This is a genomic window from Ruegeria sp. AG6 (genome assembly GCF_056541565.1).
Genome location: NZ_JBQFYQ010000009.1, coordinates 82,391 through 102,175 on the forward strand (window position 1 = coordinate 82,391; position 19,785 = coordinate 102,175).

A 19,785-nucleotide genomic window follows, 5' to 3' on the forward strand; every position below is an offset into this window, starting at 1 on the left:
ATGCTGAGTATTCTGAAACACCGCACCTACCGCCACCTGTTCGCCGCCCAGATCGTCGCCCTGACCGGAACCGGGCTGGCCACGGTCGCCCTTGGGCTGCTCGCCTTTGATCTGGCCGGGAATGCTGCGGGCCTTGTCCTAGGCACGGCACTGACGATCAAGATGGTGGCTTACGTCACTGTTGCACCGCTCGCCGCTGCTTTTGCCGAGCGTCTGGATCGTCGCAAGATGTTGGTCGTGCTGGACCTGATCCGCGCTGCGGTTGCAGTGTGCCTGCCTTTCGTGACCGAAATCTGGCAAATCTACGTGCTGATCTTCGTGCTCCAATCGGCGTCGGCGGGCTTTACGCCCGCCTTTCAGGCCACGATCCCGGACGTTCTGCCAGACGAAGCTGAATACACGCGTGCCTTGTCGCTGTCACGCCTGGCCTACGATATGGAAAGCCTGCTGAGTCCCATGTTCGCCGCCGCATTGCTGCTGCTGGTCAGCTTCAACAGCCTGTTCTGGGGTACCGCGCTGGGTTTTGTCGCATCGGCAATGCTGGTTGTCTCGGTCGTGCTTCCGTCACCCAAGCCAAGCCGCCCCCGCGGCATCTATGACCGCACCACGCGCGGCATTCGTATCTATCTGAAAACACCCAGGTTGCGCGGACTGCTTGCGCTCAGCTGGAGCGCAGCAGCCCTGAGCTCGATGGTAATCGTGAACACTGTGGTCATCGTGCGCGCCAATCTGGGCCTGTCGGAAAGCGCGGTGGCCATTGCCCTGGCCGGGTTCGGGGGCGGGTCGATGCTTGCAGCCTTTACCTTGCCCCGCCTTCTGGATCGGATCGAGGACCGTCGGGTCATGGTCGCGGGCGCCGTATTCGCCACTGGCTCCATGGCCGTCGCTGCGATGTTGGCCGCAATTGCTCCTCTGTCGCTCGGGTTGCTGACCGCGTTGTGGGCATTCACCGGTTTCGGATATTCCACCACCCTGACACCTTCGGGCCGCCTTTTGACCCGGTCGGCCCATCCCGAGGATCGCCCCGCCGTCTTCGCCGCACAGTTTACTCTGTCGCATGGTTGCTGGCTGGTTCTTTACCCGCTGGCGGGGTGGTTGATGACCGTGTTCGGCCCGACCGTCACACTCAGCAGCATGGCGACGCTGTCCGTGGCGGGCGTCGTCGGTGCAATCGGCCTGTGGCCGCGCCTCGACCAGGAACCGATCACCCATGATCACCCCGACCTGCCGCCCGATCACCCACATCTGGCCGGGCCAGGCCCGCACGCGCATCCGATCATCATCGACGATCTGCACCCGCGCATCCCGCGCGAACCCTGAGCGGGCGCTTCGATCTGATCTCAACCCGGAATGACCACGAACCAGAGCCCCAATGGACCAGCTTGACCGCCGCATCATCGCCGCCCTGCAAGCCAACGCACGCGCCTCGACCACGCAGATTGCGACCACGCTGGGTGTTGCCCGGACAACCGTGCACGAGCGAATAAACCGGATGGAACAGCGCGGCCTGATCGAAGGATATTCCGTGCGCCTCGGGTCCACCGAAGACACGCCGAAAGTGCAGGTCATCGTCATGCTTGAAGTGCAGCAAAAGGAAACCAGCCGGATCATCAGGCGGCTCGAAGCCTACCCCGAGGTCAAGCTATGCCTGTCGATCAACGGAGAGTTCGATCTTATGCTGTCGGCGGAGGCGCCCAGGCTGGAGGATCTGGACATTCTGGTCGACGACCTGGCGAAGATCCCCGGTGTCCTGCGCACCAATACCAGCGTCGTGTTCGGGCGCAGGATAGATCGAAACTGAAGCGGCGATAACTCTCTGTAAACCGATCGTTGGCTAGCTTGGCCGGGAGAGATCAGAATCCCGGACCGGCAGAATGCCAAATCAGAAGTTCCCGCTGTTACTCATATTGGTGCATGTGCTTTTGGCGCAGGCAGGGTTTGCCATGCCAGATGCCAAAACCGGTGACCTGTGCGATCATGCCGCGCGCCGCGCCGCTTTGTCCGAAGGCGTGCCCCTGGACGTGCTGCGCGCCATCTCGCGCGTTGAAACCGGGCGCAGGCTGGACGGCCGGTTGCAGCCTTGGCCCTGGACGATCAACGTCGGCGGTCAGGGATACTGGTTCAAGTCCGAGGTCGAAGCCAAGACCTATGCGTTCAAAATCTTCAAATCGGGCGCCCGCAGCTTTGATGTCGGCTGTTTTCAGATCAATTATCGCTGGCACGGCAGAGCCTTCCGTTCGATCGACGCGATGTTCGATCCGGATGAGAACGCGACCTACGCCGCCCGGTTCCTGAATGAACTCCATGCCGAGCTTGGATCGTGGCCCGCAGCCGCGGGGGCTTATCATTCCCGCACGACACCCCTTGCCGAAGCTTACAAAGAGCGGTTTCAAAAGGTGCTGGCACAGCTTGAAGGGGCCCCCCGAACCCGGGTTGCGGGCACGTCTCGGGATCCGTTCACCGGAGCCGGACTCCCCTTGATCCCCATTCCGACGGCCTCGCCCCGCACCGGCGCGCTTGGGTCTCTGGTGCCGGCCGCAGGCGCCGCAACCGCGTTTATCGCCTTCAACTAGGAGTTTCGCGTGCCCAAGGTAAACATCCAGTCGCTGTTTTCGCCTACTGTCCTGCTGGCGATTGCGCTGATGACGGTCATCGTCATGATGATCCTGCCCATGCCAGCCTGGGTTCTGGACGTGGGGTTGGCGGCCTCCTTTGCCCTGGCCATCCTGATCTTCACCCTGACGCTGTTCATTGAACGCCCGCTGGACTTTTCGTCCTTCCCCACGATTCTGCTGGCGTCTTTGATGTTGCGCCTGTCGCTGAATGTGTCGTCGACGAAACTGATCATCGGGCAGGGGCACACCGGCCCGAATGCGGCAGGAGACGTGATCGAAGGTTTTGCCAGTTTCGTCATGGGCGGCAGTATTTTTCTTGGCCTGGTGGTGTTCGGCGTGCTGCTGATCGTGAATTTCATGGTCATCACCAAAGGCGCCGCCCGCATGGCCGAAGTTGGCGCGCGCTTTGCGTTGGACGGGATGCCCGGCAAACAACTTGCGATCGACAGCGACATGTCCGCCGGGGCAATCGATCATCAGCAAGCCAAGGAACGGCGAGAGCTGGAACAGCAGGAGACGACATTCTTCGGTTCGCTCGACGGTGCGTCGAAATTCGTGAAAGGTGACGCCGTCGCCGGGCTTCTGATCACGTTGCTGAACCTCGTCATGGGCCTGGTCATGGGAGTCGTCGTGCATGGTATGCCCGTGGCCTCGGCGTTCGAAACCTATGCGATTCTGACCGTCGGCGATGGGTTGGTATCCCAAATTCCCGCCGTCATCATTTCCATAGCGTCTGCCCTGCTGCTGGCACGGGGCGGCACGCAAGGGGCCACAGACAACGCCATCTTTTCTCAACTTGGCCGCCACCCCGCAGCATTGTCGACTGTCGCGGTGCTCATGGTCCTGTTCGCTCTGGTGCCCGGTCTCCCTTTTCTGCCATTCATCCTTGGCGCAGCTATTCTGGGATATGCGGCTTACAATGTTCACCGAAAGCAGCAAGATGCGGCGGCATCGGCAAACCTGCCCTCGACCGAAACCGAAGCGCCGTCATACCAGGCTATCGGCGACATCCTGGACCTGGATGATGTCCATCTGGAGTTCGCGCCGGATCTGGTCAGCATGGTTCTGAACCCTGGCACGGGGCTGGACGCCCGTATTGCCAATATGCGGACCTATGTGGCGTCGACCTTTGGCCTGATTCTGCCCGAGATCCGCCTGACCGACCGCGCCGACCTGCCGACCGGAACGTATGTGATCAAGGTTCAGGGCGTCGAACAGGCACGCGGTGTCTTGCATCCCGATCTGGTCCTGGCGCTCGTGCAGGACGGGTTTGACCTGCTGCCGGAGGGCAATGACGTGACCGAGCCTGTCTATGGTGCTCCGGCGCGCTGGATCCTGCCGAAAGATCAGGAGGACGCCGCGCTGAGCGGCGCCACCATAGTCTCACCGCCTGAGATTCTTGCCACCCATCTGCTGGAGATCATCAAACAGAACTTCTCGCGCCTGCTGACACTGAAATCCCTCCGGCGCCTGCTGTCGGAAATGACCCGCCTGAGCGACCCGGTACGCGCCGAAGCCAACCGCAAGCTGCTGGATGAACTGATCCCCGACAAAGTGCCGATCGACACGTTGCACGCTGTTCTGCGCCTGTTGCTCGACGAACGTGTGTCGATCCGCAACATGGCGCTGATCCTTGAAAGTGTCGCCGAGGCGCGGCTGACCACAACCCAGCCCGAAGGCATCTGTGAACTTGTGCGTCAGCGTCTTGGCTTTCAGCTGGTCGCGGACATGAAGCGCGAGGATGGTTCGATCCCTCTGATACAGTTGGCCCCGGAATGGGAGGACACATTCGCCTCTTACCAGATCGACGCCCCAAATACCGGCATGGATGTCGCGCTGCCCCCAAACGTGTTCAACAAACTGGCCGACGGAGTTGTGAGCACCATCGCCAATTCCGCTGACAACGGTCTGTTTCCGGCCGTCGTGACCTCGACCCGGCGCCGTCGGTTGCTGCGCACAGTCATGCAGGCACGCGGCGTGTCCAACCCGGTGTTGTCCTTCGAAGAAATCGGGCTGGAAGCCAAACCTGCCTTGGTCGGAACTGTTGCAGCGTGATTGCCCTGCCGCCAGAAATGCTGTCGCAGCTGGCCGAAGCAATCTGGCACGCCTTTGTCGTGTTTCTGCGCGTCTCCGCTCTTGTTTCGCTGCTTCCAGCTTTCGGTGAGCGCAGTATTCCGACACGGGTAAAGCTTGGTGCTTCCGTTGCTTTCACGCTGATCATACTGCCCGCTGCGCCCCCCGTCAGAATTGATCCCAGCCTTTGGGCGACCGTGCAACTGGTCGGCACCGAAGTCCTGATCGGGCTTGTCCTGGGGATAGGCCTGCGCCTGTTCGTTCTCGCGCTGCAAACCGCGGGGTCTATTGCGGCTCAGTCCACGTCATTGTCGCAACTGTTGGGTGGAGCGGCGGCCGATCCGGTCCCCGCCATGGGATACCTGCTGACCCTGGCAGGGCTGACACTTGCCGTAATCATGGACCTGCACATCCGGGCCGCGCAGTTCCTGATCCAGAGTTATGGCCTGTTCCCAATAGGGCTGGCACCTGATGCCGCGGATTCGTCGCGCTGGGGATTGCATCAGGTCGCCAGCAGCTTTGGGCTGGCTTTTGCACTGGCAACGCCGTTCGTCATTGCCTCTCTGATTTACAACCTGGCACTTGGGGTCATCAACCGGGCAATGCCCCAGCTGATGGTGGCCTTCGTGGGTGCTCCTGCAATTACCTTCGCCGGGCTGTTTCTGCTGTTCGCAGGCACACCGCTGATCCTGTCCGTGTGGGCGGACGCGCTGGTTGCCTTCTTCGCCAACCCTATGGGAGCGCAAAGATGAGCGCAGGTGATGACGACAGCGACAAGTCATACGAGCCGACACCGCAAAAGCTGCTGAAGGCGCGCGAGAAAGGTGAGGTTCCAAAATCCAACGACTTGTCGGTTGTGGCGGCATATACCGGGTTTCTGATCGCTCTGCTTACAGTCGGTCAATACAGCGTCGAGCATATGGGCACCGGGTTCATGGTTCTGATCGATCAGTCCGACGCATTTGCACGGCTTCTGACGGATGGGGCATCGCATGCTCCGGTTGCGGGGGTTTTGAAAAGTGCCCTGCTGCCTGTTGCTTTGCTGTTCTTCCTTCCTGCCGCGGCTGTTCTGCTGAACTTGATCGCCCAGCGCGCGCTGATCTTTGCCCCAAGCAAATTGAAACCAAGACTTTCGCGTATCTCTCTGATTTCGAACGCTAAGAACAAGTTCGGGCGGGGCGGCCTGTTCGAGTTTGCCAAAAGCACCACCAAACTGTTGATCTACAGCACCTGCCTTGCGCTTTTTCTGAAAGCCAATCTAACCGAAATTTTGTCTGCCAGCGCGGCGCCGGCAAAGTCATCCATTCTGCTGATGATGAACCTGCTGTTTCGCTTTCTGTTCATCGTGATCGCCATCGCACTGGCCATCGGGGTTGTCGATTTCCTTTGGCAATATGCCGAACACATGCGCAAGAACCGTATGTCGCGCAAGGAGATCATGGATGAAACCAAGGATGCCGAGGGCGACCCTCATGTCAAACAACACCGGCGCCAGCGTGCACAGGAAATCGCAACCAACCAAATGTTGGCAGGTGTTCCAGGCGCGGATGTCGTGATCGTAAACCCCACCCATTATGCTGTGGCGCTTAAATGGACACGGGTTGCGGGCAGCGCCCCGGTTTGCGTTGCCAAAGGGGTGGACGAAATCGCCGCCACCATCCGATCCGCCGCAGGAGAAGCAGGCGTTCCGATCCATTCAGACCCTCCCACAGCGCGCGCCCTTCACGCGACCGTGGACATAGGTCAGGAGATCGCCGAAGAGCACTATCGTCCTGTTGCCGCCGCGATCCGGTTTGCCGAAGCGATGCGAAAACGCGCGAAGGAGCAAGTTCGATGACTCATACGCAATTACCCGATCTGGAAAAAGTGACCAACGCAGCGTTTCAGAAGCAATTTCAAGCGCTGCGACCGATCCTGGAGGCCGAGGCACGGATCAAGCAGCAACTTGCCAGATTGGACGGTCAACTCCGTCAGGCGCGCCAAGACAGCACCAAGGTCGAAGGCTATCAGGTTTCAGGGACCGACGTTCTCTGGAATAGTTGGGAGTCCGCGACCCGGAGACAATTGAACCTGCAACTGGCACGAACGCGCGCGCAGAAACTGGCCGGAATGGAAGCTTTACGTGCTGCCTTTGGGCGAAAACAAGCGGTGGAAACATTGCGGAAGGAAGTTCAGCAGGCAAACCGAAAAGCAAAAACCAGAAAACACTTCGGGCCATAGCTTGACCGACCCGGAGTATCGGGCCGATTAGTGTCAGCTATCTTGTCGGTTTACACTCAGGATCAGCACTTTGGACACGTCGTCGCCAAATTCTTTGCGCGCCACTTCCAACAAGGAATTCCGCAATACATCCAGGTTCCCGGATTCTGTAAAAGCCCCGTCAAAACCACCCGTGTTTGCATGGTCAAAAAGAACCTGAAGAAATCCATCCCTGAGTTTAGGTTCGATTGCATAATAGGTTTCTGTAATGGCCGGGTTCGCCTCAAGGCTCAGCGACAGCGTTACCATGGCTTCGATCTGGTCATCTTTTACAACGGGGACGACAAATTGTTTGGTCATTTTCAGATAACCAAAGCTCTCCCCCTCGCCTTTTTCCTTTGATTTCCCTGTTTTTTTGCCGGCCGCCTTGTCCTCTTTGACTGCTTCTTTTTCGGCAACGGCAGTTTCAGGTTTCTTTGCAGGTGCAAGAACCAGACTCGCGCCAATACCCGCACCGAGTCCAACAATCAGAAAAATCACGGGAATCAATTTTGCGACCACGATCTCACCTCAGAACGGCAAAAGGGAATCAAGAACTTGCTGACCATAGCGGGGTTGCTGGACATCCGTTATCTGCCCTCTGCCGCCATATGACACGCGCGCTGACGCGATTTTGTCATAGGTTATTTCGTTTTGCCGCGAGATGTCCTGCGGGCGGACATATCCCGTCACAAGAAGCTCTCGCAGTTCGAAGTTGACCCGCAACTCCTGGGATCCCGATATTGAAAGAACTCCGTTCGGCAACACATCCAGCACTGTTGCGGCAACACGCAGAGTCAGTTTTTCGTTTCTCCTGACGGATCCCCGGCCAGAGCTCGAGGAATCCGCCTCAATCGAAACGGCTTCATCCAGTGACGCGCCCTGGGGCAGGTTCTTTTGCACGCGCTGAGGCAGGCCGAAGAGGCTGGGTACTTCGAGATTCTCGGAACCAGATCTGGATCGTCTGGTGTTGTTCGAAATTTCTGCCTTCTCGTCCAGCTCGATGACAACGGTCAGGATGTCGCCTTTCTTGATCGCCCGCTGGTCGCCCAGCAATGAATGCTGCCCGCCGCTCCACAAAGAGGATCGGTCGACGTTTCGCTGGGGTTGGGTGTGCAATGGCAAACCCGGCCACAACATTGCAACCTGTTCCGGGGAATCCTCGTTGGGTGTGAAACTTGGCGGTTTGCCCAAATGATCCATTCGACCACATGCGGACAAGGCAAAAGCCGACAGGATAAGGGTTTTTGGCAATCCGTGCATCACTGTACCTCGATTTGACCGTCCGGACGGATTCGGCCTGTTACGGTTGTTCGGGATGAAAGGTTCATGACCCGAATGCGATCCCCCGCCGCGCCGCGCCCCAAGGCCCGGCCCTCTGTGGTGATCGACAAGGGTTGGCTACTGAACACCAGCACGACCAGATCGTTTCGATCCACGATGGCAGGTGGCCCGACATCAGAGCCGCGAATTGGCCGACCGGGGTAGAGCGCCACCCGGGCCTCTTGTCCGATCAGAAGATCAGGGTCTGAAATTGCATCGGCAACATCTGTTGGCTTTAGCTCGAGATCGGCCGCAGAAATGACTTCCTTGGCCCGTATCGTGCGTGTCGGCACCACAATGTCAGCCTGTGCGGCAATTGGCGCCAGCAGCACCAGAGAAAGAACCAGATGTCGCATCACCGTACCTGCGTTGTCGCGCTCATCATCTGGTCCACCGCCGTGATGACTTTGGCATTCATCTCATAGCCGCGTTGCGCTTCGATCAGCTCGGTAACTTCGCGAACGGCGTCAACCGAACTGTCTTCCAGATAACCCTGCCGCAAAGTTCCCAGACCGTCTTCGCCCGGCGTACCTAGTACCGGAGCGCCGGAAGCTTCGGTTTCCTTGAACAGATTGCTTCCGACGGCTTCCAGGCCCTTTGCGTTCGAAAAACTGGCCAGCGTAAACTCCCCAAGCAACTGACCTTCGGGGGAATCGTCAAAATATGCATAGACCTCGCCCGACGCATTGATCGAAACAGAACGCGCATCGTCGGGGATGGTGATTTCCGGCGAAACCGCAAACCCCTCAGAGGTGACGATCAGACCTTCTGCCGACCGCTTCAAACTGCCGTCGCGCGTATAAGCGGCCTGACCGCTGGGCAAGGTCACCTCCAGATATCCGCGACCTTCGATTGCAACATCCAGATCGCTCCCGGTGGCTGACAAGGCGCCTTGTTCCAATTGCACTGTTACCGCTGCCGGTCGCACACCCAGACCCAGTTGAATACCCGTGGGCAGAACCGTTCCGTCCGACGCGTTCACGGTGCCGGCCCGCGCCATCTGCTGATAATGCAGGTCGGCGAATTCGGCCCGTCGGGCGTTGTAGCCGGTGGTGTTCATATTCGCGAGGTTGTTCGAGATCGTCTCGACCCGCATCTGTTGCGCTGTCATCCCGGTGGCGGCAATTTTAAGGGCCCGCATGTCTAACTCTCCTCATCCAAATCAGCGCATCAGCGCCTTGAGTGCTCCACGCACGCGCTCATCTTCACTCTCAAGAAAGCTTTGCCCCAGCTCATAGGCGCGCTGGATTTCCACCAAACGGGTCACTTGCTGAATCGCGTTCACGTTTGACCCTTCGAGAAAGCGATGCAAAACCACCGGCTCGTCGACCGGCTCGATTGCACCGTCGGTGCGGAAACGAGTGTTTCCTTCGCGTACAAGTTCGTTCGTGTCGGCGACGTTGAAAACGCCCAACTGACCCAGAAGTTGACCATCGACACTCAGCGTTCCGTCGCTGCCGACATCGATTGACGCGGCATCAGGCGGGATGAACACAGGCGCGCCATTGGCATCGAGCACGCGCGCACCATCCATTGAAACCAGATCGCCATCGGCATTGGGAGAAAAACTACCAGCCCGCGTCAGCCGGTTGCCGTTCTCGGTTTCGACCATGAAGAACCCGTCGCCCTCGATGGCAAAATCAAATTGCCCGCCGGTTTGCTTCAGCACACCCTGCTGCGTTGACGAATTTCGCGCCTCGGCCCTGCTCATGGAAAGGGAGGGGCTGTTCGGCATATCTCGAATGTATTCCGAGAACACCAGCCCCTGCTGGCGATAGCCGGTCGTGTTGGCATTTGCGATGTTATTCGCCACCAGGCGCATTTCATTCATCAGCCCGGACTGGCGGGACAGGGTGACATAGGCGGTGTCCATCAGCGACCTCCTGCGATCAATGGAACAAGCGTACCGGTAAAAAACGTAACAAGGGTCTGAGTCATGAACCCCATCGAGATCCAGAACACGACGACGATGGCGATCAGTTTGGGAACAAAGGTCAGTGTCATTTCCTGTATCGACGTCAGGGCCTGAAACAGACCAACGATCAGGCCTGACACCAAAGCAACTGCCAGAATCGGAACCGATGTGATGACGGCGATCCAGAGAGCCTGACGCACGATGTCATAGAAAAGACCTTCGCTCAGCATGGTATCAGACCGGCATCCGAAGGATTTCCTGATAGGCCTCGACCACCTTGTTGCGCACGATCACAGCTGTCTCGACGGCCAGTTCGGTCTGTGCCAGCGCCTGCACCAGCGCGTGCGGGTCGGCCTGCCCCACCATCGAGGTCTGCGACATCTGCTCGCTGTGTTTCAACGTGGATGCAAAGTCCTGAAAACTTGCCTTCAGCCCCTGCACCATGCCCGAGTGATCTGGGTCGGCCTGGGTTGCAGGACGGGCGCCGGCATAATTCTGCGCGGCGGTCAAGGATCGGATGTCCATTCTGGCTGTCCTTTATTTTCTAAGCAGTTCCATCAATGACGACGACATTTGCCGTGTTTGATCGAACATCTTGAGGTTGGCTTCGTAGCTCCGCTGCGCCTCACGCGCGTCGGCTATTTCGATCATCAGATCGACATTCGATCCCAGATAGTGACCACTGGCATCTGCCAACGGGTGACCGGGGTCGAAAATTCGTGTCAAGTCGCGTCGATCAAGCTTTACGCGGCCAGCTTTCACCACGTTCCGACCCTCTTTTTCCATGGTCTCAAACGGCACCGTCTTCCGCCGGTACCCGGGTGTATCCGCATTCGATATGTTTTCGGACACGTGACGCAGACGGGCTGCCTGCGCACGCAGGGCGCTGGCGGATGCAGCAAGTGAGTGGGAAAAATCGCTCATCCCCGGCCTCCTTATCCACGCCCCAGACTGGTGCGAAGGATGTTCATCGAGGATTTGTAGATCGCCAACGCGCGGTCGTGCTGTCGTTTGACATCGACCGATTTCAGCATTTCTTCTTCAAGCGATACGCCGTTGCCATTTGGATCACCCGACGAAGCGGCCTGGTGCTCTGCCCAGGGCTGCGCACCTGTACCGCCGTGCAGATGACCCTGCCGCGTGGCCATCATGGTCACTTCGCGTCCCGAGGTTTCAAGTGCTTTATGGAAGGGCTCGATATCGCGCGGCTGGTAGCCCGGCGTATCCGCATTGGCCATGTTGCGCGCAATCACTGCCTGCCGTTGCCCGGCATGGGTTGCCATTGCGTACGCGGTCTTTAGGACGTTCAAGTCATAGAACATCGGGGCTTCTCCCTCGATCAATTTCAATCAAGGCTTAACCCCGATTCCTTTAGAAACCGTTTTCAGAACCCAATTGGAGAACCCAAGATGTCTGATCTCGACCCGATGCTTCTGAAACATGAATTCGATCGGATGACTTCAATCCGCCACGTGGGCCTGGTCAGCGGCGTCGCACAAGGGTTGATCGAGATCAGTGGCCTGAACGAACATGCGCGAATCGGAGACTTGCTTACATTGCGGCGGCGCGCAGGGCCCGATCTGGCCGGTGAAGTGCTGCATGTCGGTGCAGACCATATCCACATGATACCGGGTTCCGCCCCTGACGGTGTCAGCCTCGGGGATCGTGTGTACCTTGATCCCTCGCCGGGTTTCGCGCCCGCATTGCACTGGCTTGGACGCGTCATTGATCCGTTTGGCAAACCGCTGGACGGAAAACCTCTGCTGAACGGGCCACAGGATCGCGACATCATGCAAGCCCCGCCGCCTGCGGTGGCGCGCAAGCCATTAGGAAAGCGGATGGCCACCGGACTATCTGTTCTCAACACCATGCTGCCGATTGTACGCGGTCAACGCGTTGGGTTGTTTGCGGGATCAGGTGTAGGGAAATCGACGCTGCTGTCGACGCTGGCGCGCTTCATGCAGGCTGACGTGGTTGTGGTGACTCTTGTCGGCGAACGTGGGCGTGAAGTGAACGAGTTTGTTGCCCGCGCCATAGGTCCGGAAGCCATGAGGCGCACGATCGTGGTCGCCGCGACGTCCGACCAGTCTGCATTGGCGCGCAGACGGTGCGCGTGGTCGGCCATGTCGGCGGCAGAGTTCCTGCGGGATCTGGGGCTGAACGTCCTGTTTCTGGCCGATTCGGTAACCCGTTTCGCGGAAGCGCACCGTGAAATCGCCGTTGCCATGGGCGAAGCCCCGTCACTCCGAGGCTATCCGCCCTCTGTCACCCCCCTGATTGCCAACCTGTGTGAACGCGCAGGCCCCGGCACGCAGGAGCAGGGTGATATCACCGCCGTGTTCAGCGTCCTGGTTGCGGGGTCCGACATGGATGAACCCATCGCCGACATTCTGCGCGGTGTGTTGGACGGGCATATCGTACTCAGCCGCGAGATTGCCGAACGCGGGCGCTTCCCGGCCATCGACCTCAGAAAATCCGTATCCCGCAGCCTTCCAGAGGCCGCGTCAGAGGCCGAGAACCGGATGATCAACGAAACCCGCAAACTTGTTGGCAGCTACGAACAATCCGAAGTCATGATAAAGGCCGGGCTGTATTCAGAAGGATCAGATCCGCTCTTGGATCAGGCCGTGCGCGTTCATGAGGAGTTGGACGCGTTTTTCGGCAAACCCGATTCCGAAGGGATTGAAAACAGCTTCAACCGCTTGTCCCTGATTCTGCGCCGTGCCTCGGCCGGCCTGCCGCGTTAGTGAACTCGGAACAGTTTTAAGTATTAAGGCCGCCTTAAGACCTACGCTGCTATCCCGATAGTCGGGTGATAAAAAGGTGGTGGAGATGGGTGCGCAAACCAATGCGGCGCCAATCATCATCAAGAAGAAGCGTGTATCGGGTGGCGATGGCCATCACGGTGGCGCGTGGAAAGTCGCGTATGCCGACTTTGTGACGGCCATGATGGCCTTCTTCATGTTGATGTGGCTGCTGAACGCAACAACGGAACAGCAACGAAAAGGGTTGGCGGATTATTTCGCACCGACAATCCCGCTAAGCCCGGAATCCGGCGGCGGGGACGGGGCGTTTGGCGGCGACAGCATGCTGTCTGAAGAAGTGCTGCTGCGGGACGGTCAGGGTGCCACGACCACTCACCCGACTGAATCGCATCAGGCCCGTGGCTCGATCGGAGTGAATGCCGAGGGCGGCGGCAAAGGAGACAAGGAAGATTTCTCTACGTTGGAGGCGCAACTGCTGGGGCGCACGGGTGAAAGCGAGATCTCGGACAAACTGCTCAAGCATATCGTCACACGAGTCACGGATGAGGGACTGGTGGTGGAACTGTTTGACACCGACGATCAGGCATTGTTCGAATCGGGCTCTGACAAGCCAACCAGCTTTCTGCGGTCCCTGGCCCTGATCATCGCCCGAGCCTCGGATCTTGTCGTCAATTCGATCGCTGTCGAAGGGCATGTCAGCGCGTCTCCGGTTGTGCAGGCGCGCAACACAGCCTGGGAACTGTCCACGGCAAGGGCCCAAAAATTGCGTCAGTTGCTACAGGACAAGGGCGTTGCGGCACAAAGAATGGATCGTGTTACGGGCCATGCAGACCGAGAATTGTTCGCCGACAATCCCATGGCTGCGCGGAACAACAGGATCGAAGTGATCTTTCTGCGCCAGCCCTAAATGATAGAGCGTATTTTACATGTTAGCGCGCTGTTAAGGGGCAGCGCGTTACCTGTTGCATCAAAGACGGACGCAACAGAAGGGCGCACCCATGACCATTTCCTCTTCGCTCAATGCCGGTGTGGCGGCGCTGAAAGCCAATGCCAACAGGTTGGCGACGATTTCCGACAACATCGCGAACTCTTCAACCTATGGATATAAACGGGTCGAGACGGATTTTCATTCAATGGTCACGTCGGGCCAGGGTGGCAGCTATTCGGCAGGCGGCGTGCGGACGACAAGCCAGCGCATGATTGATCAACGCGGGCCATTGGTCACAACCAGCAACTCAACCGATCTGGCAGTTCGTGGGCGCGGCATGTTGCCTGTGCGCCCCAGTTCGCAGATCGGGAATAATTCGAACGAGATGCTGCTGACAACAACCGGGTCGTTCCGCACCAACGAAGAAGGGTATTTGGTTACCGAATCCGGCCTCGTTCTTCTGGGGTGGCCCGCGGCATCTGATGGCACTATTCCACCGGTTTCGCGCGACACACCCTCCGCGCTTGTACCCATTCAGCTCAGCGTGAATCAGCTGTCGGGTTCTCCAACCACGGAAATGAAACTGCGTATGAACCTTCCGGCCACGGCAACAGATGCGGGCGCGCCGGGCGACATTCAGCCTTTGTCGGTCAAGTATTTCGACAATCTCGGCAAGTCTGAAAGCGTCGATATCCAGTTGATTCCGACCGTTCCCGCAACCGGCAGCAGCAATGAATGGCGGATGGTATTGCGCGATTCAGCCTCTGGCGGGGCCGTCGTAGGGGAATACAGGCTGACATTCACCGACAACCGAACGGCCGGGGGAACCCTCGCAAGCGTGACACCTATTTCAGGTGGTGCTTATGATCCAGCAACGGGCAGTGTCATGGTCAACGTCGCCGGTGGACCGATGGAGATCAATATCGGCCAGATCGGGGATGCCGACGGCATAACCCAGCTATCCGACACCTTTGCGCCGGTTTCAATCACACGCGACGGCTCTGCCGTGGGAACCATGACCAGCGTTCAGGTGGACGAAAACGGCAATGTCTACGCGCGCTATGATACAGGTGTCAACCGCCGCATGTTCCAAATCCCGCTTGCTGACGTTCCCAATCCTAACGGCCTGACCGCGCTGGACAGCCAAACCTACGAGCCGTCACGGGAAAGCGGTACGTTCTTTCTTTGGAATGCCGGCGAAGGCCCGACAGGGGATCTTGTTTCTTTCGCGCGTGAGGAATCCACCACGGATGTGGCGACTGAGCTGACCTCATTGATTCAGACGCAACGTGCTTACTCGTCCAGCGCCACTGTGATCCAGACAGTGGACGAGATGTTGCAGGAAACGACAAACCTGAAACGTTAATCCAGCTCTGACCCAAAGAAAGGAGCGGCCTCATGAACATGTCGACAGCACTCAATAACGCATTGGGCGGGCTGACTGCGGCCAGTCGCGGGGCCGCTGTAGTGTCCGGGAACATCGCGAATGCGCTAACCCCCGGCTATGCGCGCCGGTCCCTGGAACTTGCGACAAGTCCTATATCCGGAAATGGCGTACGCACCGTTGGCGTGATCCGGCATCAGGATCCGGTTTTGACCGCCAACAGACGTTCGTCTGATGCCGAACTCGCCTTTCGGTCGGACGTTTCAGATTTTCACGCGCGGTTCGAACAACTGGTGGGGTCTCCTGATGACGGCCCTTCGCTGTCTACCCGTCTGTCCTCGTTGGAAAACGCCTTTATCACGGCGGCCAGTCTGCCTGACTCGATCGAACGGCTGGATCAGGTTGCGCGCTCGGCCCGCGATCTGACCAACGAGCTGAACGCGGCGTCCGAAGGCGTACGCCAGGCACGCTCGGATGCTGATCGAAAAATTGGCGCCCAGATCGATACCCTGAATCAGACTCTGAAAGATATCGAAGACCTGAACGCCAAGATTCCCGCCATTCAAAACTCTGGCGGTGACATCGGTGCCCTGCTGGATCAGCGGCACGTCCTGATCGACCAAGTCAATACCCTGATCCCGGTCAATGTCGTGCCTCGCGCCAATGATCAGGTATCCCTGTACTCGGAGGGCGGGCTGATCCTGTTGGAAGGCACGGCCTCGGAGTTCACTTTTTCCACGACGGGCGAAACAAAGCCTCATATGACTGTGGCAAATGGTCTGTTGTCCAGTCTGGAGATGAACGGAAACCCGGTACGGACAAGCGGAGATAACGCTCAAATCCGCGGCGGGGCACTGATGGCGCAGTTCACCATCCGCGACGACTTGGCAGTCGAGGCGCAGGTTCAGCTCGACACGGTTGCAAGGGACCTGATTGAACGATTTGAAACGCCCGGTTTGGATTCGTCGGCTCTTGTGACAGATCCCGGTCTGTTCACCGACGATGGCAACCGATTTGATCCTGCATCTGTTGTCGGACTTGCATCACGGATCTCACTCAATTCAACCGTGGACCCTGACAATGGCGGGGTCAGTTGGAAACTGCGCGCGGGTCTGGGCGCCGCAACTCCGGGTGACCCTGGGCAGGCTGCTCAATTGCGCGCGTTCGGGCACATATTGAACGACGCACGTCCGGTACCTGGCGGGCTGTTCGGCACGGGAAACATGCGAGCTGCCGAGTTGACCGAGGCCCTGTTGTCGAAAGCGGGCGCACACGCCCATGCCGCAGATCAACGCAAGACTTTTGCAAACAGCTTCCAGCAGCAAATGGCGCAGATCGAGGCCGCGCAGGGCGTGGATACCGATCAGGAACTACAGCGGCTCATGCAGGTCGAACAGACTTATGCCGCAAACGCTCGTGTCATCTCGGTTGTTGACGAGCTTATGGAAACTCTTCTGAGGTTGTGACCATGAATATCACTTCTATCGGCGATTTGGCGCGAGGAATGACCTTACGAACCCGCGCAACAGATATCAAAACCCAGATCGAAACCCTGTCTTATGAAATGTCCACCGGGCGGGTACAGGACGTCTCGGGGCGGCTTGGCGGGGATTATTCGCAAATTCTGGATCTCGACCGCAGCCTCGCCAGACTCGACGCCTTTGGCATCGCAACGTCCGAAGCGGCCCTGTTCACCGATACCATGCAACTGAGCCTGAAAACCTTCGGAGATTCGGTCGGAGACATGACCGCGTCTTTGCTGGCTTACGGAACCGCCAATCAGCCCGTCAATCATGAACAAGCGTCCCAACAGGCGAAGAATGAGCTGGACACGATGATCTCGGCACTGAACACGCGCGTAGGAGGGCGCAGCCTGTTTTCCGGTACCGCCACCGATGTGTCGCCCCTGCAATCTTCGAACGAGCTTTTGACGGCGCTGAAATCGCAGTTGACGGGGCTTGCGACGGTCGCTGATATCAGGCTGGCGGCAGAAAACTGGTTCAATGACCCAGCCGGTTTCGACGCCGTGATTTATCAGGGGTCAAACGGCACCCTGTCTCCGATGCAGATTTCGGAAAACGAAAGCGTCACGCTGCCGATCACGGCAACGGACCCGGCGTTCAAGGCCGCACTCAAGGATGTCGCCGTTGCGGCGCTGGCCACCGACAGCGCATTGGCACTTTCGCCCGATCAACGCACCGCTTTGTTCACGCAGTTAGGGGTCGATCTGGCCAACTCACAGGATGCCACCGTCAAGCTCCGGGCAAAGGTCGGGGCGGCCGAAGCCCGCATCGAAGAGGCGGCAACACGCAATTCCTCGACCCGAACCAGCCTGGAATTCAGCCGGAACGAACTGATCGCGGCCGATCCTTATGAGACGGCAGCGAAACTGCAAACGGTGCAATTTCAGTTGGAAAGCCTGTATTCCGTAACCGTTCGCAATGCGAACCTGTCGCTGGTGAACTTTCTGAGATGAGGGCGCTGATATTTCTCCTGCTTCTCCTTCCCGGCATGGCTTGGGCAGGGACAATCCGTCTCAAGGACCTCGTGGATTTTGACGGTGTACGGGGCAACGATCTGGTGGGTTACGGCCTGGTGGTCGGCTTGAACGGAACTGGCGATGGGTTACGCAACGCGCCTTTCACCGAAGAAATCATGTCCAATATCCTCGAACGCCTTGGCGTCAACGTCACAGGTGAGGATTTCCGGCCCAAAAACGTGGCAGCGGTATTGGTCACGGCCAGCCTGCCGCCCTTTGCACGGGTGGGTGGTCAAATCGATGTAACGGTTTCAGCCATAGGCGATTCAAGCAACCTGTTGGGTGGAACATTGATCATGACCCCGCTTAACGCAGCCGATGGCCAAATTTATGCGGTCGCGCAGGGCACAATCCTTGCAGGTGGCGTTTCGGCTGAAGGAGAGGCAGCCTCGGTCGTGCGTGGGGTGCCAACTTCGGGCGTGATCCCATCCGGTGCCAGGGTCGAGCGTGAAATTGACTTCGACTTGTCAACTCTCACTCAGATGCGCCTTGCACTCAGAGAGCCCGATTTCACAACAGCCGCGCGCATCGAAACCGCGATAAACACCGAGTTCAACAGAACCGTGGCAATCATGCGAGATTCCGGCACGGTTGAGATCAACGTCGCGGCGACGCAGGCGGTTTCGACAGCCCACGCCATAGGGCGTATCGAAAACATTCTGGTCGAACCTGAATCGAAAGCGCGCGTTGTTGTTGATCAGCGCTCTGGCACCATTGTCATGGGGCAGGAGGTCCGAATTTCGCGTGTTGCGGTGTCTCAAGGCAACCTGACTCTGACGGTTCAGGAAGCACCGATTGCGGTGCAGCCCAACCCGTTCGCCAGAGGTGAAACAGTGGTCGTGCCACGTACAATCGCAGGGATCGAGGAAGAAGAGGGAACCGGCCTCGCCGAAATCCCCGAAGCCACCACCCTGTCCGAGGTTGTGGCAGGTCTGAACGCGCTTGGGGTCTCGCCTCAGGACATGATCGACATTCTGAAAACGATCAAGGCAGCAGGCGCGCTGCATGCGGAATTCATCGTCAGGTGAAGGGCGCCGCCAGTTGGATGGGCGTGCTGCTGGCACGCCCGCCAAAGCTTGTATCTATTTCGATTTCCAGCTGTCCAGCCAGCGCCGAAATCTGTTGTGTCGCTCTTCTATGGCGTCACCCGCCGCATAAAGGCCGTCTTCCACGTTTTCGATCATCGGATCAATCCGTGCTTGCCGGAACCTGCGCCAACGCACCCACATCGCCCAGACGAACGCCGCAAAGATCGTCAGGAAGATGATATTGAACCAGGGAATGATCCGAACATCCGGCCCTTCAACGTCTTTGATGAAAATGGCGTTGGGAAAGATCGACATGAATTCGTTGCGCCACCCGTAATGGGTTACGACCACCCATTTCGGGTTTTCCTTGGTGGATTTCGCATCATTGGCCTCGGTGTACAGGTTCGCAGTGTCGAACTTGAAATACGGGGGCCATCCCCAGCCGGTATCCTCATTTCGGTACACGATGGGTTTTCCGTTGGCCCGCACTGCCTGAATGAACTGCACATCCCGGTTGGACAGGCTGGTGGATTGATCTTCCGGCTCTGACCAGAAGATCCGGGTCCAGTCGTTCAGATCCTGCCGTTCTTCATAGGTGTTGACGATGCGCACAATGTCATGCTGGGGCAGAGAATATTGCAGGATCACGGCAATCGTACCCCAGAAAATGATAATGAACGCCCATTTCACATAGGCCATGCCTAAACCCTCACATGTAATTCACGATGTAGATCAGCGCGCCAATCGCCACCCACGGCACAATATAGACACCCAGGATCAGTTTACGCCGAAACGAGTTGTCATACACATGCAATCCGCGTTCGACAAAGGCTTCTTTGTTGCCCGTCTTGCCCTTTTCGTCCCACCAGTTCTCCAGTTTCCGCCGGCGTATGCCGCGCGAATAGAAAGACAGCCCGACATAGGCAATCGTCTGGATCACCAGCAAGATCAGCAAAAGGCGCAATAATCCAATCATT

24 protein-coding genes are annotated in these 19,785 nt (G+C 58.2%); 13 read left to right on the forward strand and 11 right to left on the reverse strand.

The window, feature by feature from the left end:
- The 7 genes from ACR0I0_RS16555 to ACR0I0_RS16585 all read left to right on the forward strand — a co-directional run bounded on the left by ACR0I0_RS16555 (position 1) and on the right by ACR0I0_RS16585 (position 6,908).
- Entirely contained in the window at positions 1–1,320 is a 1,320-nt protein-coding gene (locus ACR0I0_RS16555; RefSeq protein ID WP_480492271.1) for an MFS transporter, read from the forward strand.
- A gap of 52 nt (positions 1,321–1,372) precedes the next feature.
- On the forward strand, positions 1,373–1,801 hold the full coding sequence (locus tag ACR0I0_RS16560) for an Lrp/AsnC family transcriptional regulator (RefSeq protein WP_171120148.1): 429 nt from the start codon (positions 1,373–1,375) through the stop codon (positions 1,799–1,801).
- A 73-nt stretch (positions 1,802–1,874) separates the two neighbouring features.
- Positions 1,875–2,573, forward strand: coding sequence for a transglycosylase SLT domain-containing protein (locus ACR0I0_RS16565; protein ID WP_480492273.1), 699 nt, complete (start codon positions 1,875–1,877; stop codon positions 2,571–2,573).
- A 69-nt stretch (positions 2,574–2,642) separates the two neighbouring features.
- Positions 2,643–4,670, forward strand: coding sequence for a flagellar biosynthesis protein FlhA (gene flhA / locus ACR0I0_RS16570; protein WP_480492311.1), 2,028 nt, complete (start codon positions 2,643–2,645; stop codon positions 4,668–4,670).
- Positions 4,667–5,440 (forward strand): flagellar biosynthetic protein FliR, encoded by a 774-nt coding sequence (locus ACR0I0_RS16575; protein ID WP_480486038.1) that lies wholly within the window; start codon positions 4,667–4,669, stop codon positions 5,438–5,440. Before flhA ends, ACR0I0_RS16575 begins: the two co-directional genes overlap by 4 nt.
- A complete protein-coding gene (gene flhB, locus ACR0I0_RS16580; protein WP_480492276.1) occupies positions 5,437–6,525 on the forward strand; it encodes a flagellar type III secretion system protein FlhB in 1,089 nt (362 codons plus the stop codon). Before ACR0I0_RS16575 ends, flhB begins: the two co-directional genes overlap by 4 nt.
- Positions 6,522–6,908, forward strand: coding sequence for a hypothetical protein (locus tag ACR0I0_RS16585; protein WP_171635652.1), 387 nt, complete (start codon positions 6,522–6,524; stop codon positions 6,906–6,908). Before flhB ends, ACR0I0_RS16585 begins: the two co-directional genes overlap by 4 nt.
- Positions 6,909–6,941: 33 nt before the next feature.
- Here ACR0I0_RS16585 and ACR0I0_RS16590 read toward each other — a convergent pair whose 3' ends face one another.
- The 9 genes from ACR0I0_RS16590 to ACR0I0_RS16630 are packed head-to-tail and all read right to left on the reverse strand — an operon-like array spanning position 6,942 to position 11,486.
- On the reverse strand, positions 6,942–7,448 hold the full coding sequence (locus ACR0I0_RS16590; RefSeq protein ID WP_171635650.1) for a flagellar basal body-associated protein FliL: 507 nt from the start codon (positions 7,446–7,448) through the stop codon (positions 6,942–6,944).
- Positions 7,449–7,457: 9 nt separating this feature from the next.
- Positions 7,458–8,189, reverse strand: a complete 732-nt coding sequence (flgH, locus tag ACR0I0_RS16595) for a flagellar basal body L-ring protein FlgH (RefSeq protein ID WP_480492278.1) — start codon at positions 8,187–8,189, stop codon at positions 7,458–7,460.
- Positions 8,189–8,605, reverse strand: a complete 417-nt coding sequence (gene flgA / locus ACR0I0_RS16600; RefSeq protein WP_171635646.1) for a flagellar basal body P-ring formation chaperone FlgA — start codon at positions 8,603–8,605, stop codon at positions 8,189–8,191. Before flgA ends, flgH begins: the two co-directional genes overlap by 1 nt.
- On the reverse strand, positions 8,605–9,390 hold the full coding sequence (gene flgG, locus ACR0I0_RS16605) for a flagellar basal-body rod protein FlgG (RefSeq protein ID WP_171724116.1): 786 nt from the start codon (positions 9,388–9,390) through the stop codon (positions 8,605–8,607). Before flgG ends, flgA begins: the two co-directional genes overlap by 1 nt.
- Positions 9,391–9,411: 21 nt before the next feature.
- Entirely contained in the window at positions 9,412–10,122 is a 711-nt protein-coding gene (locus ACR0I0_RS16610) for a flagellar hook-basal body complex protein (protein WP_171635644.1), read from the reverse strand.
- Positions 10,122–10,394, reverse strand: a complete 273-nt coding sequence (locus ACR0I0_RS16615) for a flagellar biosynthetic protein FliQ (RefSeq protein WP_152459750.1) — start codon at positions 10,392–10,394, stop codon at positions 10,122–10,124. Before ACR0I0_RS16615 ends, ACR0I0_RS16610 begins: the two co-directional genes overlap by 1 nt.
- A gap of 4 nt (positions 10,395–10,398) precedes the next feature.
- Positions 10,399–10,689 (reverse strand): flagellar hook-basal body complex protein FliE, encoded by a 291-nt coding sequence (fliE, locus tag ACR0I0_RS16620; RefSeq protein WP_171724115.1) that lies wholly within the window; start codon positions 10,687–10,689, stop codon positions 10,399–10,401.
- A gap of 12 nt (positions 10,690–10,701) precedes the next feature.
- Positions 10,702–11,088, reverse strand: a complete 387-nt coding sequence (gene flgC, locus ACR0I0_RS16625; protein WP_171724114.1) for a flagellar basal body rod protein FlgC — start codon at positions 11,086–11,088, stop codon at positions 10,702–10,704.
- 11 nt (positions 11,089–11,099) lie between these two features.
- Positions 11,100–11,486 carry a FlgB family protein gene (locus ACR0I0_RS16630; protein ID WP_171724113.1) on the reverse strand — a complete coding sequence of 129 codons (387 nt, stop codon included), beginning with the start codon at positions 11,484–11,486 and terminating at the stop codon, positions 11,100–11,102.
- Positions 11,487–11,591: 105 nt separating this feature from the next.
- On the opposite strand from ACR0I0_RS16630, the gene ACR0I0_RS16635 reads away from it, so the two are divergent.
- The 6 genes from ACR0I0_RS16635 to ACR0I0_RS16660 all read left to right on the forward strand — a co-directional run bounded on the left by ACR0I0_RS16635 (position 11,592) and on the right by ACR0I0_RS16660 (position 18,808).
- The gene (locus ACR0I0_RS16635) at positions 11,592–12,911 is read left to right on the forward strand and encodes a FliI/YscN family ATPase (protein WP_480492312.1); all 1,320 of its coding nucleotides are present in this window, start codon (positions 11,592–11,594) and stop codon (positions 12,909–12,911) included.
- A gap of 85 nt (positions 12,912–12,996) precedes the next feature.
- Entirely contained in the window at positions 12,997–13,836 is an 840-nt protein-coding gene (locus ACR0I0_RS16640; protein WP_480492281.1) for a flagellar motor protein MotB, read from the forward strand.
- 91 nt (positions 13,837–13,927) lie between these two features.
- A complete protein-coding gene (locus ACR0I0_RS16645) occupies positions 13,928–15,223 on the forward strand; it encodes a flagellar hook protein FlgE (RefSeq protein ID WP_480492282.1) in 1,296 nt (431 codons plus the stop codon).
- Between the two features lie 32 nt (positions 15,224–15,255).
- Positions 15,256–16,707, forward strand: a complete 1,452-nt coding sequence (flgK, locus tag ACR0I0_RS16650; protein ID WP_480492284.1) for a flagellar hook-associated protein FlgK — start codon at positions 15,256–15,258, stop codon at positions 16,705–16,707.
- 2 nt (positions 16,708–16,709) lie between these two features.
- The gene (locus ACR0I0_RS16655) at positions 16,710–17,717 is read left to right on the forward strand and encodes a flagellin (protein ID WP_171724109.1); all 1,008 of its coding nucleotides are present in this window, start codon (positions 16,710–16,712) and stop codon (positions 17,715–17,717) included.
- Positions 17,714–18,808 (forward strand): flagellar basal body P-ring protein FlgI, encoded by a 1,095-nt coding sequence (locus ACR0I0_RS16660; RefSeq protein WP_171635626.1) that lies wholly within the window; start codon positions 17,714–17,716, stop codon positions 18,806–18,808. The genes ACR0I0_RS16655 and ACR0I0_RS16660 overlap by 4 nt, the downstream gene beginning before the upstream one ends.
- A gap of 54 nt (positions 18,809–18,862) precedes the next feature.
- Here the strand turns inward: ACR0I0_RS16660 and ACR0I0_RS16665 are convergent, their stop codons facing one another.
- Positions 18,863–19,507, reverse strand: a complete 645-nt coding sequence (locus tag ACR0I0_RS16665) for a DUF1523 family protein (protein ID WP_171635623.1) — start codon at positions 19,505–19,507, stop codon at positions 18,863–18,865.
- Between the two features lie 10 nt (positions 19,508–19,517).
- Entirely contained in the window at positions 19,518–19,784 is a 267-nt protein-coding gene (locus tag ACR0I0_RS16670) for a hypothetical protein (RefSeq protein ID WP_171120117.1), read from the reverse strand.
- Position 19,785 lies beyond the last annotated feature (1 nt).

Coding starts and splice junctions, on each gene's coding strand:
- ACR0I0_RS16555 (WP_480492271.1), top strand. CDS start 1: ATGCTGAGTATTCTGAAACACCGCACCTACCGCCACCTGTTCGCCGCC.
- ACR0I0_RS16560 (WP_171120148.1), top strand. CDS start 1,373: ATGGACCAGCTTGACCGCCGCATCATCGCCGCCCTGCAAGCCAACGCA.
- ACR0I0_RS16565 (WP_480492273.1), top strand. CDS start 1,875: ATGCCAAATCAGAAGTTCCCGCTGTTACTCATATTGGTGCATGTGCTT.
- flhA (WP_480492311.1), top strand. CDS start 2,643: ATGACGGTCATCGTCATGATGATCCTGCCCATGCCAGCCTGGGTTCTG.
- flhB (WP_480492276.1), top strand. CDS start 5,437: ATGAGCGCAGGTGATGACGACAGCGACAAGTCATACGAGCCGACACCG.
- ACR0I0_RS16585 (WP_171635652.1), top strand. CDS start 6,522: ATGACTCATACGCAATTACCCGATCTGGAAAAAGTGACCAACGCAGCG.
- flgH (WP_480492278.1), bottom strand. CDS start 8,189: ATGCACGGATTGCCAAAAACCCTTATCCTGTCGGCTTTTGCCTTGTCC.
- flgA (WP_171635646.1), bottom strand. CDS start 8,605: ATGCGACATCTGGTTCTTTCTCTGGTGCTGCTGGCGCCAATTGCCGCA.
- flgG (WP_171724116.1), bottom strand. CDS start 9,390: ATGCGGGCCCTTAAAATTGCCGCCACCGGGATGACAGCGCAACAGATG.
- ACR0I0_RS16610 (WP_171635644.1), bottom strand. CDS start 10,122: ATGGACACCGCCTATGTCACCCTGTCCCGCCAGTCCGGGCTGATGAAT.
- ACR0I0_RS16615 (WP_152459750.1), bottom strand. CDS start 10,394: ATGCTGAGCGAAGGTCTTTTCTATGACATCGTGCGTCAGGCTCTCTGG.
- fliE (WP_171724115.1), bottom strand. CDS start 10,689: ATGGACATCCGATCCTTGACCGCCGCGCAGAATTATGCCGGCGCCCGT.
- flgC (WP_171724114.1), bottom strand. CDS start 11,088: ATGAGCGATTTTTCCCACTCACTTGCTGCATCCGCCAGCGCCCTGCGT.
- ACR0I0_RS16630 (WP_171724113.1), bottom strand. CDS start 11,486: ATGTTCTATGACTTGAACGTCCTAAAGACCGCGTACGCAATGGCAACC.
- ACR0I0_RS16635 (WP_480492312.1), top strand. CDS start 11,592: ATGCTTCTGAAACATGAATTCGATCGGATGACTTCAATCCGCCACGTG.
- ACR0I0_RS16640 (WP_480492281.1), top strand. CDS start 12,997: ATGGGTGCGCAAACCAATGCGGCGCCAATCATCATCAAGAAGAAGCGT.
- ACR0I0_RS16645 (WP_480492282.1), top strand. CDS start 13,928: ATGACCATTTCCTCTTCGCTCAATGCCGGTGTGGCGGCGCTGAAAGCC.
- flgK (WP_480492284.1), top strand. CDS start 15,256: ATGAACATGTCGACAGCACTCAATAACGCATTGGGCGGGCTGACTGCG.
- ACR0I0_RS16655 (WP_171724109.1), top strand. CDS start 16,710: ATGAATATCACTTCTATCGGCGATTTGGCGCGAGGAATGACCTTACGA.
- ACR0I0_RS16660 (WP_171635626.1), top strand. CDS start 17,714: ATGAGGGCGCTGATATTTCTCCTGCTTCTCCTTCCCGGCATGGCTTGG.
- ACR0I0_RS16665 (WP_171635623.1), bottom strand. CDS start 19,507: ATGGCCTATGTGAAATGGGCGTTCATTATCATTTTCTGGGGTACGATT.
- ACR0I0_RS16670 (WP_171120117.1), bottom strand. CDS start 19,784: ATGATTGGATTATTGCGCCTTTTGCTGATCTTGCTGGTGATCCAGACG.